Annotated in this window: 13 protein-coding genes, 1 tRNA gene and 1 pseudogene; 6 read left to right on the forward strand and 9 right to left on the reverse strand. The window is 66.5% G+C overall.

Annotated features, from left to right (window positions below; genetic code table 11):
* Window positions 1-170: 170 nt before the first annotated feature.
* Window positions 171-860, reverse strand: a pseudogene (gene rplA / locus ACE5C1_RS02130) (50S ribosomal protein L1); the annotation flags it as partial.
* Between the two features lie 4 nt (window positions 861-864).
* Window positions 865-1,296 carry a 50S ribosomal protein L11 gene (rplK, locus tag ACE5C1_RS02135; protein ID WP_374942413.1) on the reverse strand — a complete coding sequence of 144 codons (432 nt, stop codon included), beginning with the start codon at window positions 1,294-1,296 and terminating at the stop codon, window positions 865-867.
* Between the two features lie 135 nt (window positions 1,297-1,431).
* On the opposite strand from rplK, the gene ACE5C1_RS02140 reads away from it, so the two are divergent.
* On the forward strand, window positions 1,432-2,475 hold the full coding sequence (locus ACE5C1_RS02140) for a hypothetical protein (RefSeq protein ID WP_374942414.1): 1,044 nt from the start codon (window positions 1,432-1,434) through the stop codon (window positions 2,473-2,475).
* Here ACE5C1_RS02140 and ACE5C1_RS02145 read toward each other — a convergent pair.
* Window positions 2,472-2,747 carry a hypothetical protein gene (locus ACE5C1_RS02145; RefSeq protein ID WP_374942415.1) on the reverse strand — a complete coding sequence of 92 codons (276 nt, stop codon included), beginning with the start codon at window positions 2,745-2,747 and terminating at the stop codon, window positions 2,472-2,474. The two genes, ACE5C1_RS02140 and ACE5C1_RS02145, sit on opposite strands and share 4 nt — an antisense overlap.
* Before the next feature lie 97 nt (window positions 2,748-2,844).
* On the opposite strand from ACE5C1_RS02145, the gene ACE5C1_RS02150 reads away from it, so the two are divergent.
* Window positions 2,845-6,657 carry an Eco57I restriction-modification methylase domain-containing protein gene (locus tag ACE5C1_RS02150; RefSeq protein WP_374942416.1) on the forward strand — a complete coding sequence of 1,271 codons (3,813 nt, stop codon included), beginning with the start codon at window positions 2,845-2,847 and terminating at the stop codon, window positions 6,655-6,657.
* Window positions 6,658-6,678: 21 nt separating this feature from the next.
* Here the strand turns inward: ACE5C1_RS02150 and ACE5C1_RS02155 are convergent, their stop codons facing one another.
* Window positions 6,679-7,065 (reverse strand): hypothetical protein, encoded by a 387-nt coding sequence (locus ACE5C1_RS02155; RefSeq protein WP_374942417.1) that lies wholly within the window; start codon window positions 7,063-7,065, stop codon window positions 6,679-6,681.
* 102 nt (window positions 7,066-7,167) lie between these two features.
* On the opposite strand from ACE5C1_RS02155, the gene ACE5C1_RS02160 reads away from it, so the two are divergent.
* A complete protein-coding gene (locus tag ACE5C1_RS02160) occupies window positions 7,168-9,933 on the forward strand; it encodes a pre-peptidase C-terminal domain-containing protein (RefSeq protein ID WP_374942418.1) in 2,766 nt (921 codons plus the stop codon).
* Window positions 9,934-10,195: 262 nt separating this feature from the next.
* Here the strand turns inward: ACE5C1_RS02160 and ACE5C1_RS02165 are convergent, their stop codons facing one another.
* The 5 genes from ACE5C1_RS02165 to ACE5C1_RS02185 form a co-directional block, all read right to left on the reverse strand.
* Window positions 10,196-10,570, reverse strand: a complete 375-nt coding sequence (locus ACE5C1_RS02165; protein WP_374942419.1) for a type II toxin-antitoxin system VapC family toxin — start codon at window positions 10,568-10,570, stop codon at window positions 10,196-10,198.
* Between the two features lie 3 nt (window positions 10,571-10,573).
* On the reverse strand, window positions 10,574-10,765 hold the full coding sequence (locus tag ACE5C1_RS02170) for a type II toxin-antitoxin system VapB family antitoxin (protein WP_374942420.1): 192 nt from the start codon (window positions 10,763-10,765) through the stop codon (window positions 10,574-10,576).
* Window positions 10,766-10,964: 199 nt separating this feature from the next.
* A complete protein-coding gene (nusG, locus tag ACE5C1_RS02175; RefSeq protein ID WP_374942421.1) occupies window positions 10,965-11,501 on the reverse strand; it encodes a transcription termination/antitermination protein NusG in 537 nt (178 codons plus the stop codon).
* Between the two features lie 5 nt (window positions 11,502-11,506).
* On the reverse strand, window positions 11,507-11,710 hold the full coding sequence (secE, locus tag ACE5C1_RS02180; RefSeq protein WP_374942422.1) for a preprotein translocase subunit SecE: 204 nt from the start codon (window positions 11,708-11,710) through the stop codon (window positions 11,507-11,509).
* A 676-nt stretch (window positions 11,711-12,386) separates the two neighbouring features.
* A tRNA-Trp gene (locus ACE5C1_RS02185) sits at window positions 12,387-12,463 on the reverse strand.
* 223 nt (window positions 12,464-12,686) lie between these two features.
* Here ACE5C1_RS02185 and rpsL point away from each other — a divergent pair.
* The 3 genes from rpsL to ACE5C1_RS02200 all read left to right on the forward strand — a co-directional run bounded on the left by rpsL (window position 12,687) and on the right by ACE5C1_RS02200 (window position 13,906).
* On the forward strand, window positions 12,687-13,058 hold the full coding sequence (rpsL, locus tag ACE5C1_RS02190) for a 30S ribosomal protein S12 (protein ID WP_188449622.1): 372 nt from the start codon (window positions 12,687-12,689) through the stop codon (window positions 13,056-13,058).
* A 77-nt stretch (window positions 13,059-13,135) separates the two neighbouring features.
* On the forward strand, window positions 13,136-13,606 hold the full coding sequence (rpsG, locus tag ACE5C1_RS02195) for a 30S ribosomal protein S7 (protein WP_374942423.1): 471 nt from the start codon (window positions 13,136-13,138) through the stop codon (window positions 13,604-13,606).
* Window positions 13,607-13,636: 30 nt separating this feature from the next.
* A complete protein-coding gene (locus tag ACE5C1_RS02200) occupies window positions 13,637-13,906 on the forward strand; it encodes a hypothetical protein (protein ID WP_374942424.1) in 270 nt (89 codons plus the stop codon).
* The last annotated feature ends 45 nt before the right edge of the window (window positions 13,907-13,951 follow it).

The raw sequence follows: 13,951 nt of genomic DNA on the forward strand, positions 1-13,951 counted from the left end.
TTGTGGCGGGCACGCGAGTGAATCGCGCGCCATCACGTCGGTCGCGGCTGCAGCCGCGACGGGCACCCGCAAAGTATCACTTTGCGGGGTGCCCTCGTCCGGCCCGGAAGGGTGCGCCGGAGCTTCGCCCGGCGCACCGCGGCGCTTAAGCGCCGCGCACTTCCGCCATACGCGCCTGCGACTTCCGCCGTATCCACCTTGATGCCCGCGCCCATCGTCGACGAGATCGCGACCTTCTTGACGTACTTGCCTTTGGCGCCCGAGGGCTTGGCCTTGACGATCGCGTCTACCAGCGCATCGAAATTGGCGCGCAGGTCCGCTTCCGGAAAGCTCGCCTTGCCGATGCCGGAGTGGATGATGCCGGCCTTTTCGACGCGATATTCGACCTGGCCCGACTTGGCGTCCTTGACCGCCTGCGCGACGTTCATCGTGACGGTGCCGAGCTTGGGGTTCGGCATCAGGCCCTTGGGGCCCAGGACCTTACCCAGGCGGCCGACGATACCCATCATGTCGGGGGTCGCGATGCAGCGGTCGAAGTCGATGGTGCCGCCCTGGATAGCCTCCATCAGGTCCTCGGCCCCGACCACGTCGGCGCCCGCCGCGGTGGCTTCCTCCGCCTTGGGACCGCGCGCGAACACGCCGACGCGGACGGTCTTGCCGGTGCCCTTGGGCAGGTTGACGACGCCGCGGACCATCTGGTCGGCGTGGCGGGGATCGACGCCCAAGTTCAGGGCGACCTCGATGGTCTCGTCGAACTTCGACGTGGCGCCGGAGCGGGCCATCGCGATCGCTTCGTCGATGCCGTGAAGCTGCTCGGGGTTGATCGAGATCGCCTTCTGCTTCTTGCTGAGCTTTGCCACGATCTTAACCCTCCACCACTTGCAGGCCCATGGCCCGTGCGCTGCCTTCGATGATCTTGGTCGCCGCGTCGATGTCGTTGGCGTTGAGATCCTTCATCTTGGCCTCGGCCACGCCCTGCAGCTGGCTGCGCGTGATCGTGCCCGCGGACGCCTTGCCCGGCTCCTTGGAGCCCGACTTCAGCCCGAGCACCTTCTTGATGAGGAAGGTCGCGGGCGGGGTCTTGGTCTCGAACGAGAAGGAGCGATCGGCATAGACGGTGATGCGGGTGGGCAGCGGCGTGCCCTTTTCCTCACCCGAGGTCTGCGCGTTGAACGCCTTGCAGAATTCCATGATGTTGACGCCGCGCTGACCCAGCGCAGGCCCGATCGGCGGCGCGGGCTTGGCCTCGCCTGCAGGCACCTGCAGGTTGATGTAGCCGGTGATCTTCTTTGCCATACGTTCCTCTTAGTGGTGCATGCGGGCGCGAGCCCTCCCACGGTCGATGTCCATAGCGATGTGCGTTGGAGCGCGGGCCGTTAGCGGGAATCCAACAATCTTGCAATGTTGGAAAAGTGTGTGGAAGCGTTGCGGATGCCGCACCCGCTCACCCGCGCCAAGGCGCTCCAGAACGCCGCGTTCCTCCGTCGATTGGAGGCGACCGGCAATGTTCGGCTCGCCGCGGAGCAGGCGGGCGTGTCTTACCTGACGATGCAGCGTCGGCGCATTGCCCATCCCGACTTCGCGCAAAAGTGGGATGCGGCGCTGGTGGTGGCGACGGCGCGTCTTGCCCGCCGCCAGGCCACTCCACCACCAGCCCAAGAGGACTGGCGGTCCCCAGTTGCGGGTCGGACCGTCCCCCGGACGGTCCTCGACCATGCGGGGCCTGGTCGACCCGCAACTGCCAGCAAGCTGGGGGAGGATCGAAAGAAGGATCGGACCCTCGGCGGGGAGATGGTTACGGTGCGGCGGCGCGATGGGACGGTGCAGGTGCGGCGCGCGCATCCGGGCAGGCTGACGCGGGCGGCCGAGCAACGCTTCCTGGCCGCATTGTCGGCGACGTGCAACGTGCGGCTGGCGGCGGCTGCGGTGGGGACGCAATCGACCCACTTCTACCGGCGGCGGCAGGACAGCCCCGCCTTCGCGCGCGAGTGGCGGATGGCGCTTGCGCAAGGGTATGAGGCGGTGGAGATGGCGTTGCTGGCGGCAGGCCTGCCCGAGAGCCACGCGCACGACGACTGGCGGCACAACGCGCCGCCCGCGGTGCCGCCGATGACCGCGAACCAGGCGCTGCAACTGCTGTACCTGCACCAGAAAGCGGTGCTGAACCAGGACGCGCCGCCGCACATCAAGCGCCGCCGTGGCGAATCGCCCGGGGCGCACAGCCATCGCCTCGCCGCGATGCACGAGGCGCGGATGGAGCGCGACCGCGAGGCGTTCCGGGTGATGGAGGCCGCCCGGCTGGCGCGTGGCGAGAACCCCTATTGGCACTGCCCGCCCGACACGCCCGACCTGGCGCAGGTGGCCGGATGGAGCAGGGCGGACCCGGCGAAGGCTCCGCACGACGACACGCGGGCGTTGTTCGGGGGATGGCGGATCGGGGACATGAAGGGGAAGGACGGTTCGTCCCGAAGCTAGGCCGCCAGGAGCGCCTCGATCCGCTCGATCTCGCGCGTGAAGGCGAAGCGCAGCTGGTCGCGCTCCGCCTCGTCGGTAACCCAGCTGACCAGATGCGGAAACATGATCCGCCGGTATTTCAGTTCGGCCGCATCCCAGGGGCCGTCGCGGGTGCATCCTCTCGCCTCGGCGATGATCGCCAGTGCATCGGCGCGGATTTCGTCGGAGTCGAACAAGGGCTTGTCCACGCGATCCGGGGTGCCGAGGTCGAAGCCATATTGCTGTTCCGCCATGATCCGTCGATCTTAGCGCGGTCGCCGCAGGCGGCAAGAGCACGGCTGCCAAATCCTGTGGGTAGATTTCCGCGCAAGCGCCCGCCAAGGTCGGCGGGTGACACCCGATCGTTTCAAGCCGCTGCTCGACCGCGAGTTCCTGAAAGCCGAGCTGGCGTACGAGTATGAGGATTACCTCGCCGCGAACACCGACGACGGCCTGCGCGAGCGGCTGGCGGAATGGGCGAAGCGCGAGCTGAAGCGCGAGACGCAGGCGGAGGGGGCGTTCACCAAGCGGTTCTTCGCGGACCTTTGGGGATACCGCTTCGACGGCGGGCAGGGCGGGGGGCAGGCGGGCGGCTTCGAGCTGTGGCCCAAATTCTCGATTGCCGGCTCCGGGCAGACCGGCAATCGCGGCGAGGCCGACCTGGCGCTCGGCGTGTTCGGGGGCGGGCGCGCCGAGATCCCGCAGGTGGTATGCGAGTTCAAGGATGTCCGCTCCGGCCTCGACGCGCCGCAGCCGCGCAAGGGCAATACGCGCTCGCCGGTGATGCAGGCCAAGGACTATCTGTGGAACGCGCGCCGGGGACTGTTCGGCAACGAGGCCGTCCAGCCGCGCTACGCGATCGTCACCGACATGAACGAATTCCGGCTGTATTGGTGGGACGGCTTCCCCGACCGGTACATGCGCTTCAAGATCGAGGGCGGCGACCTGTTCAACCCGCAGACGCTGGTGGGCACCGACGACGAAGCGCGGTTCGACCGGTTCCTGTTCCAGTTTCTGTTCCGGCCCGAATGGCTGCTGAGCGATGCCGGCCGTACCCGGCTGGAGCGGCTGATCGAGAAGCAGGGCCGCAGCGAAAAGCGGCTGGAGGACAAGTTCTACGCGCATTACCGCGCGTATCGCGAGGTGCTGATCCGCAACATCACGCTCCAGCGCGGCGCGCTGGCGAAGAAGGGCGTCGCGCTGACCCGCAGCGGCGCGGTGCGGCTGGGGCAGAAGCTGCTCGACCGGCTGATCTTCGTGATGTTCGCCGAGGACATGGGCTGGCGCGTCGGCTTCCCGCCGGGCGCGCTGGAGGAGGAGCTGAAGCGGCAGAGCCAGGATCAGTTCCTGGAAGGCGAGGGCGACGAGGTCTGGCGGCGACTGAAACGCATCTTCGCGATCATGAATTCGGGCGGCGACCTTGGCGCAACCCGCATCCACCGGTTCAACGGCGGCTTGTTCGCCGATGACGCGGCGCTCGAAGCGCTGGAGCTGCCCAATCGCCTGTTCGTCCGCTTCGGCCAGTCGCAGAACGAGGCGAAATTGTCGGAATACCCGGACACGCTGTATTTCCTGGCCGCCACCTACAATTTCTCGCGCGAAGGCGACGCCAAGAACTCGATCGGTCTCTACACGCTCGGCCATATCTTCGAACAGTCGATCGTCGAGCTGGAGAAGCTGGAGGCGGATGCGGAGAAGCGACCGTCGCTGACCGAGGTTACCAAACGCAAGCGCGACGGCGTCTACTACACCCCCGAATGGGTCGTGCGGAAGATCATCGAGGAGGTGATCGACCCGCTGATCGCGCGGTGGAAAGCGGACGCGGGCTGGCCGGTCGAGGGTGATCCCGGCACGGAGGCGGTGAGGGCGGCTGCGGGCGCTTATTGGGAGCGGCTGCGGCGGATCAGGGTGATCGACCCGGCGTGCGGGTCAGGGGCGTTCCTGATCGTCGCGCTGTCGTATCTGGAGGTGGAGTTCACCGCGGCGATGACCGCGGCGTACGCGGCGGGCGCGATCCAGGCGAGGCTGTCCGACGCCGATGTGACCGAGACCATCCTGTCGGACAATCTGTGGGGGGTCGACATCAATCCGGCGTCGGTCGAGATCACCCGGCTGTCGCTGTGGCTGCACACCGCCAAGGCGAACCGGCCGCTGTCGTCGCTCGACCGCAACATCACCTGCGGCAACAGCCTGGTCGACAAGCGCTTCTACAACAAGCGAACGCTGGACGATGCGGAGGAGCGCGACCGGATCAACACCTTCGACTGGGAGGGCGATTTCGCGACCGGCAGCTTCGACGCGGTGATCGGCAACCCGCCGTACGTGAAGCTGCAGAACTTCGTGAAGGTCCATGCCGACATGGCGGCGTGGCTGGTGAACGGGTCGTCGGGGGAGGCGCCGTACCGGTCGACGGGCACCGGCAATTTCGACCTGTACCTGCCCTTCATCGAGAAGGGACTGCAGCTGCTGAACGACGGCGGCCGGATGGGCTATATCGCGCCGAACCTGTGGCCGACGCTGGAATATGGCGAGGGGCTGCGCGCCCTGGTGCATGGTGGACGCCACCTGGAGAAATGGCTCGATTTCCGGTCTTATCAGGTCTTCGAGGAGGCGACGGTATATACCGCGGTGCAGATCTTCTCGAAGGCGCCGAACGAGGCGATCCGGCTGGGTTTTGCAGGCGACGGCGACATCAGCCAGGTCGACTGGCGCGACGACGCGCTGGCGCTGCCGTACGATGCGATCACCCAGCCGTTGAAGCCGTGGCTGATCGCGCCCGCGCCGGTGCGCGGGCTGATCGAGCGGCTGCGGCGCAGCACGTCGTCGCTGGGATCTGCGGAGAACACGGGCGGCATCATTGTCGGCATCCAGACCAGCGCCGACCACATCTATCATCTTCGCCGGGTCGCTAAGAACCGCTATGCCTATCGGCCGCGCGACGTGCGCGAGAAGGCGGGCAAGGCGAAGGCGGTCAAGGCCCAGGAGGTGGTGGTCGAGATCGAGGATGCGGTGATGAAGCCGCTCGTTTCGGGCGCGGACGTCAAGCGCTTCCTGGAGCCGCGGACGGCCACGCGGCTGCTGTTTCCGTACCATGTCGATGAAGGCGGCGCGCGGCTGTTCACACCGGAGGAGATGGCGACGCGGTTTCCGAAGGCGTGGGCGTATCTGCGGCAGTTCGAGGCGGAGCTGCGGGCGCGGGACAATCGGAAGAACGACAGCGATACGAAGTGGTTCGGCTACATCTATCCGAAGAACCTCGACAAGCAGGAGCTGCCCAAACTGCTGGTGCCGCGGCTGGTCGCCCGGCTGCAATGCTTCGCGGATGAGGGCGGGCGCTTTTATTGCGACAATGTCGATGTCGGCGGGGTCGTACCGGCGCGTGTCGACGACATCTGGCTGCTGGCGGGCGTGCTCAACGCACCGGTGACCGACATGATCTTCGGCTGGCTGACCAAGCCGTTCCGCGGCGAATACAAGTCGGCCAACAAGCAGTTCATCGCGCCCTTGCCGATCCCGCGCGCGAACCGGACCGACCGAGCCTCCCTGACCGCGCTCGCCAAGGGGATGCAGGAACGGCGGACGTTGCAGATGGACGAGCGTGCGGCGCTGGCCGAGCGGCTGGCGGGCACGTCGCGGCCGCCGCTGCCGCTCGATCGCCTGCTCGCCGACGTCCGGCCGATCCCCGACATCGAAGCCGCTGCGCCCAAGCGCATCCTGGCGAACGCGCGCAAGGCGTGGGCGGACGAGGAGCGCGCCAGTCAGGAAGAGGCGGCGCTCGCCCGCATCGACGCGACGATCCGGCCTGCGTCCGCGCTGGGCGTGGCGGCCGACGCGGGGTGCGTGCGGCTCCTGATCGACGAGGCGGAGGCGGCGCGGCTGTTCGTTTCGGCCGAGCAGTCGCCGTTGGTCGCGGCGCAATGGCGCGCGGTCGCACTGGCGTTCGCGTGGACGGGCAAGGGCGACGCGAAACGGCTCCTCGACAAGCTGCGCCGGGTGGCGACCGCGGCGGAGCCCGCGCTGGCCGAGCAGATCGTGGCGCTGGGCGAGCGGCTGGCCGAGCTCTATGCGGTGCTGCGCGACGACGAGGCCGAGCTGCACGAGCTGACCTGCCGCCTGTTCGGCCTGAGCGCGGCGGAGCGTGCGTTGGTGGAGGCGGGGCGGTAGGCGGCGAGATAGGCGGGGCCCCTATCGCCGGAACCCGAACCGGCGCTCCAGCTCGTCGCGGGTGAACAGGCGCGGCGGCGCGGCGGGGCGCAGGTTGCCGGTTTCGAGTCGAAAGAGGCCGGGGCGGACCTCCCGGTACCAGGCGCGGCCGGTGGGGGCGGCGAAGTCGCGCAGCCAGGCGAGGTATTCGTCGAGCGTCGCAAAGGTACGCGTACCCGCATGGGGCAGGCCGGCGACCGGCGTGGCGGTGGCAGGAGGCTTGTGCAAGTCCTTGATCCAGTGGCGGTCGGGCCGGGCCTGTCCGGCGTTCGCGGCGGTGCAGGCGAGCACGCCGAGCAGGGCGGCGCACGTCGATGACGGACCGGTTCGTCCATGCGTTCGCCCGTCGCCTCCGCCGATCCGCTTCATGCACCGGTCTTAGCAGAAATGGTGTTGCGGTGAACGCGCTTTCATGATTTCTTCATGAAATGCGGCGGGGACGGGCCCGCCATCGAATCCGGGGAACACCGAATGTATATCGACACCTATGCGCTGGGCGAAGCGAAGGCGGACGACCTGATCCTGGCATGCGGGTGCCCGCTGTGCATGGGCAAATCCGCGATCGCGCGCGACCGCGTCTATGACATGCCGACGACGACGCTGGGCACGATCGCGAGCGCGATTCCCGCGACGATCCAGAATGCGTCGGACACCCGCTTCACCGGCACGCTGACCCCGGGCGAGACGCAGGACGTCTTCGGGCTTTCGGTGGTGGCGGGGCAGACCTATTCGGTGGCGCTGCGCGGGGTGGGCGCGAACGGCATCGACGATCCGCTGCTGGCGCTGTTCGACCAGACCGGCACGTTCATCAATGCCGACGACGACGGCGGGGCGGGGATCACCTCGCTGCTCACCTTCACCGCAACCGCGACGGGCACCTATTTCCTGACCGCGCAGACCTTTGGCGCGGGTGACGTCGGCGATTACACGATCGACGTCTGGCAGCAGCGCGCGACCGACCAGGTGCCCGATACCTTCGCGGGCGCGGTCGCGATCGGGGTCGGCACGACCTTCGGGCATATCGAGACGAGCAACGACGTCGACACCTACAAGGTGGTGCTGGAGGCGGGCAAGCTCTACACCTTTGAACTGGCGGGCGGCGCCGATTACGACACCGACCCGCTGAACGTTCCGCAGGGCGAACTCGACACGATCCTGGGGCTGTACGCGCCCGACGGGACGTTCATCGGCTTCAACGACGACATCGCCTATCCGACCAACATCGGCTCGGGCTTCTCGTTCGTGCCGACGGTGAGCGGGACCTATTACCTCGACGTGATCGCCTATCCCGACCAGACCGGCGGCTATACGCTCGATGTGACCGCGGTCGACCCGGCGGACTTCGACCCGCTCGATTCGATCAATTGGCGCAACGCCGACAACATCCCGACGGTCGACGTTGCGGGGGTGCCGACGGCGTACGTCTATTTCGGCGATTCGGACCAGAATTTCGGCCAGACCGGCGACGACGGCGGGCCGATGGTGACGATCGACTGGAACGCGTTCGAGAAGCAGCAGGTGATGGTCGCGCTGGAGGAATATACGCGCATCCTGGGGGTCAATTACGTCGTCACCACCGACGAGGCGCAGGCGACGTTCCGGCTGCTCAAGACCGAATCCGCGCAATACGGCGCGTATTTCTTCCCGCAGGACCCTGCCTACGGCGATGCGCAGGGCGTCGGCGTGTTCAACGTGCTGAGCGGCGGCTGGAGCTTCGACGACCAGCAGAGCCTGGAAAAGGGCGGCTATTCGTTCGCGGTGATGCTCCACGAATTCGGCCACGCGCACGGTCTCGCGCATCCGCACGACAACGGCGGCGGGTCGGACATCATGCTGGGGGTGACCGCGGCGACCGGGTCGTACGGGCTCTTCAACCTGAACCAGGGCGTCTATACCGTGATGTCGTACAACGACGCATGGGATTTCCACCCCGACGGGCCGACGCCGTACACCGGCGCGAACATCGACAGCGGCTGGTCGGGGACGCTCGGCGCGTTCGACATCGCCGAGCTGCAGCTGCGCTACGGCGTCACCCCGCGCGAGGGCGGCAACACCGTCTACCGGCTCGGCGACGCCAACGACCAGGGCACCTATTACCAGACGATCTGGGATACCGGCGGCACCGACGAGATCCGCTACGACGGCGCGCGCGCGGCGCAGATCGACCTGCTCGCGGCGACGCTCGACTATTCGCCGACGGGGGGCGGGGTCGTCTCGTTCGTCGACGACATCTTCGGCGGCTACACCATCGCCAACGGCGTCACGATCGAGAATGCGACCGGCGGATCGGGCAACGACGTGCTGCTCGGCAATGCGGTCGGCAACGTGCTCAAGGGCAATGCGGGCAACGACACGCTGATGGGCCGCGGCGGCGACGACACGCTGATCGGCGGGCTCGGCAACGACACGCTGAACGGGGGCGATGGCGCCGACACCGCCGATTATGCCGACGGTCCGCAGGGCGTGACCGCCAACCTGGCGCGCGGCACCGTCACCGGCGCGATGGGAACGGATACGCTGACCAGCATCGAGAACGTCCGCGGATCGCGCGGCGACGACACGCTGACCGGCGACGCGGGCGCGAACCGGCTGAAGGGGGAGACCGGCAACGACCGGATCGATGGCGGCGCGGGCGACGACCAGCTGTTCGGCGATGCCGGCGACGATACGCTGACCGGTGGCCTCGGCAACGACACGATCGCGGGCGGCGCGGGCGTCGACACGGCGGACTTCTACGGCGCCGCGCGCGCCGTGACCGTCAACCTGTCGATCACCCGCGCGCAGGATACCGGCGTCGGGCTCGACACGATCAACACCGTCGAGAACCTGCGCGGATCGACCTTCGGCGACCGGCTGACCGGCGATGCGGGGGCCAACCAGCTCAAGGGCGAGGCGGGCGACGACTTCCTATTCGGCCTGGGCGGCGCCGACACGCTGTTCGGCGATGCCGGCAACGACACGCTGAACGGCGGCACCGGCTACGACGTGCTGGCAGGCGGTGCCGGCGTCGATCGCTTCGTGTTCGACAGCCTCGATGGCGACCTGATCAAGGACTGGACCTCGGGCGAGAAGATCGACGTCAGCGCGTTCGCCGGCGCCGCGGTCAACATCGTGGCGGGCTCGGGCAAGGCGACGGTGTCGTTCGACATCGACGGCGACGGGCAGTTCGACGACGGCTTCTTCGTGGTGACGACCGGCGCGCAGGCGTTCGGCACGAGCGATTTGATCCTGATGTGAACGGAGGGACGCGGGCTTTGGGCCCGCGTCCGGCCGTTCGCTTCCGAACGTATCGGTGTCGTATCGCGCGGCTGGCCTGCTCGCCCTGCCGACCGCCTATCCGGCATACTTTCTGGATAACTGGCAGGGGAGGCGGTCCGGTATCGCTTCCAGACACGCTCTTTTGCGAGTGTTCAAATACACTTCCAGGGTACGTTTGACCGGCCGCACCATGCCTGGGCCCTATTCGGGGTAGCGCGCGAACGAGGTCGATGTCGGCCGGTCAGTTGGCGAGATGCGCGGCAACGCCGAGTTCGCGCGCCGCCTCCATCAAGCGCTTGTCGCGGGTCCATAGCCGGGTGTCCGATGTAAGGACGGTGGAGGCGAGCAAATGAGCGTCGACCCAGCCTATTCCCCTGCCATGAAGATGGTGCTGATCGACCATTGCAAGCACTTCGGCATCGCGCGCCAGGCGAGGCTGCAAGCGAAGGGCCAACTCGCGCATCACCTTCTGCCGGTTTCCCAAATTGCCCAATGCGATCTCACCAAGGGTGAACGGATGCATCAGGGCATAGTCTCGCCTCAATGCGATCGAGAGCGCCGGTTCGGGTTGACGCAGATGGTCTATCCAGATCGACGCATCGACGATTAGCCGCACCGCTTATAGCGATCGGCGACGCGGTGCGGCCATGGCAGTCGGATCGGAGCCGCCCAATCGGATCAGTCGTTCTGCGCTTTCCTGTCGGATCATCCGCCGCAGGGCCTCGTTCACGAGCGCGGTCTTCTCCTTGATGCCGGAATATTCCTGCGCCGTGGCAAGCAGGTCGTCGTCGAGGGCGAGCGTCGTGCGCATGATCAGCTACTCCGTTGAAGCACGGAATTTAGCATCCGATGGTGCGGATGTCGATGCTGCCGGACGTGCTCTGGAGCGAGAGCGGGAGGACGGAGGCGACAAGGGCAAAGCCCATGTCGTCGGTCCACGGCTGCGCCGAGGCCGGCCGGGCTAGCCCGTCTCGCTCGTAGCTTTTTGCTACGCGCGTGCGGGCTACGCCCTACTTGCTCCGCTCGACCTGCTCGAAGTCCAATTCGACTGGGGTCGCGCGGCCGAAGATCGACACCGACACCTTGACCTTGGACTTGTCGAAATCGAGCTCCTCGACGGTGCCGGTGAAGCTGGCGAAGGGCCCTTCGAGCACCTTGACCGCGTCGCCGATCTCGTAGTCGACCTTGACCTTCTGCTTGGGTGCGGCGGCGGCTTCTTCCTTGGAATTGAGCATCCGCGCGGCTTCGGTTTCGCTGATCGCCTGGGGCTTGCCCATCGACCCCAGGAAGCCGGTGACCTTGGGCGTGTTCTTGACCAGGTGATAGACGTCGTCGTTCATGTTGAGCTTGGCGAGCACATAGCCGGGCATGAACTTGCGCTCGACCGCGATCTTCTTGCCGCGGCGCGCCTCGGTGATCGTCTCGGTCGGGACCTCGATCTGCTCGACAAGCTGGTCGAGGCCCATGCGGGTCGCCTCCGCCATGATCGAATCGCGAACCTTGCCCTCGAAACCCGAATAGGCGTGGATGATGTACCAGCGTGCCATGGCGATTACTGTCCTTGCGCGATCTTCAGGAGGGCCCGCACGATCGCTTCGAAGATCGAATCGACGCCCAGGAAGAACAGCGCCAGGATCGTGGTCATGATGACCACCATCACCGCGGTCATCACCGTTTCCCTGCGCGACGGCCAGACGACCTTTTTGGTCTCGGCCTGGACCTGCCGGAAGAATTCGGATGGGGACGTCTTCGCCACGGGCTTGCTGAACCTTGTTCTGACACGGCGTCCCGTTCGCCGCCTTGCGGCAAGCGAGAGGAACCGTCCGCGATGTCGGATGGGCGAGGGAGATAGCGGCGTCGTCACGCGCTGGCAAGGGCGCACGTCACCGGCGCGAACGTACACCGTGGACGTGCAATCCACAGCGTCGAACCGAGCTGCGCTTGGCCGGCCGGTTCGCTGCGGCGCTTGCGCCCCTGGACGGACAATCATGCACGTGGATCGCATGCCGTCGGAAACGGCATTGCCGCACCGGCCGGTCCGACAGGCGGACGATCCAGACAGAGCTCAGGCTGTTCGCGTTCTACGATCCTCCGTGCACATATCTCCTCCCGATCGAACAGGAGACCAGGAAGTGCCCCGCCGATCACCGGACGGGGACGGACCTGTCCTATTCCCTCCCGTCGCTATTCGTTGCCGCTGCCAAGGCGGCGGGCTTCTACGCCGTGCTCGACGCGGTATTGCCGTGAATCGGGTATTGTGGACAGCTGCGGCCGATCGGCGATGCCATCGAACCTTCGACGTCGCCCATTACGCCGATCGATTGCATCCGACGTCGAGGGCCGGAACGCATCGCGGTTCTGGATGGCGCGACGCTCGCACCCCTGCTGCAATGCCTGGAAACGCCTGCGCTCCTGCCAAGTCTCGGAGGACGTGGCAGGGGTACTCGGATTCGAACCGAGGGCCTTCGGTTTTGGAGACCGACGCTCTAACCAGCTGAGCTATACCCCTATCCCCACCCCCGTTACCGCCGCATTGCGGGGCAAGCAAGCCCCGTCGACCCCAGGTGGTTGACCGGCGTCGACTCCTCCCGTATAGGCGCGCTCCGTCCGGTTATCCGGGCGAATTGAACATTGCGGGCGCACATCCGGGGCCTAGGGGCGGCACTTGCCGCGCCGATGGCCCTTCTTGCATTCGCCATCGCAAAGTAACCATGTGAAAGGTGAAGGCTTCAATGCCGACGATCAACCAGCTGGTCCGCAAGGGCCGCGATCCGCAGAAGGCCAAGAACAAGGTCCCTGCGATGGAAGCGAACCCGCAGAAGCGCGGCGTTTGCACCCGCGTGTATACGACGACCCCGAAGAAGCCGAACTCGGCGTTGCGCAAGGTAGCCAAGGTCCGCCTGACCAACCAGCGCGAAGTCATCAGCTACATTCCTGGCGAGGGGCACAACCTCCAGGAGCACTCGGTTGTGCTGATCCGCGGCGGGCGCGTGCGTGACCTTCCCGGCGTGCGCTATCACGTGCTGCGCGGCGTGCTCGACACGCAGGGTGTCAAGGATCGCCGCCAGAGCCGCTCCAAATACGGCGCCAAGCGTCCGAAGTAAGCCGGTTGGGCCCGGCCGACGCAAGTCGGGCACGGGTTTTCCGACCACCGAGGCTGAAGTTTAGAAGGAAATACGAAATGGCACGTCGTCGCCGCCCCGAGAAGCGCATCATCCTTCCCGATCCCCGTTATGGGGACGAGGTTCTCTCCAAGTTCATGAATTCCGTCATGTACGACGGCAAGAAGTCGGTCGCCGAACTGATCGTGTACGGCGCGATGGAGACCGTCGAAAGCCGCGCCAAGCGCGACCCGCTCGGCGTGTTCCACGATGCGCTGACCAACATCAAGCCGGGCATCGAGGTCCGGTCGCGCCGCGTTGGCGGTGCGACCTATCAGGTGCCGGTCGAGGTTCGCCCCGAGCGTGCGCAGGCGCTGGCGATCCGCTGGCTGATTACCGCGGCGCGGTCGCGCTCGGAGAACACGATGGCCGCGCGGCTGTCGGGCGAGCTGATGGACGCCGCCAACAACCGTGGCAATGCGGTGAAGAAGCGTGAAGACACCCACCGCATGGCCGAGGCCAACCGCGCCTTCTCGCATTATCGCTGGTAGGCGATTATATCGGGTGAAGGAGACCCGGCGATGGCGACTGCACCCGAACCGTCCATTGATGAATTGAACCGCCAGTCGGCGCGGCTCGAGGCGGAATCCCGCAAGCTGCGGGCGGAGGCGGCCAAGCTGACGGCGGAGGAGGCGAAGCTGTCGGCGGAACGCTACAAGCTACTGGCCGAGCAGTACAAGCTCGAGCGGGACAAGATGTTGTCCCCTTGGGCGATCGTCGTTCAAGCGCTGATCGGCGGTGCCGCATTGCTGGCTGCCGCGCTTGCGCTGCTGAAATATCTCGCCCCTTAGGGGCTGTTATACCAACATCGATCTCTAGTCCGAAGGACCAACGTC

Origin of the sequence: Sphingomonas sp. (assembly GCF_964263785.1) — a bacterium.
In the GTDB taxonomy this organism is placed as follows: Bacteria; Pseudomonadota; Alphaproteobacteria; order Sphingomonadales; family Sphingomonadaceae; genus Sphingomonas.

Bases quoted from the DNA above. Each gene is read 5' to 3' on its own strand.
- ACE5C1_RS02145 (WP_374942415.1), bottom strand. From the start codon at position 2,747: ATGGCGGAACAGCAATATGGCTTCGACCTCGGCACCCCGGATCGCGTG.
- ACE5C1_RS02140 (WP_374942414.1), top strand. From the start codon at position 1,432: ATGCCGCACCCGCTCACCCGCGCCAAGGCGCTCCAGAACGCCGCGTTC.
- rpsL (WP_188449622.1), top strand. From the start codon at position 12,687: ATGCCGACGATCAACCAGCTGGTCCGCAAGGGCCGCGATCCGCAGAAG.
- nusG (WP_374942421.1), bottom strand. From the start codon at position 11,501: ATGGCACGCTGGTACATCATCCACGCCTATTCGGGTTTCGAGGGCAAG.
- ACE5C1_RS02160 (WP_374942418.1), top strand. From the start codon at position 7,168: ATGTATATCGACACCTATGCGCTGGGCGAAGCGAAGGCGGACGACCTG.
- rpsG (WP_374942423.1), top strand. From the start codon at position 13,136: ATGGCACGTCGTCGCCGCCCCGAGAAGCGCATCATCCTTCCCGATCCC.
- rplK (WP_374942413.1), bottom strand. From the start codon at position 1,296: ATGGCAAAGAAGATCACCGGCTACATCAACCTGCAGGTGCCTGCAGGC.
- ACE5C1_RS02170 (WP_374942420.1), bottom strand. From the start codon at position 10,765: ATGCGCACGACGCTCGCCCTCGACGACGACCTGCTTGCCACGGCGCAG.
- ACE5C1_RS02200 (WP_374942424.1), top strand. From the start codon at position 13,637: ATGGCGACTGCACCCGAACCGTCCATTGATGAATTGAACCGCCAGTCG.
- ACE5C1_RS02155 (WP_374942417.1), bottom strand. From the start codon at position 7,065: ATGAAGCGGATCGGCGGAGGCGACGGGCGAACGCATGGACGAACCGGT.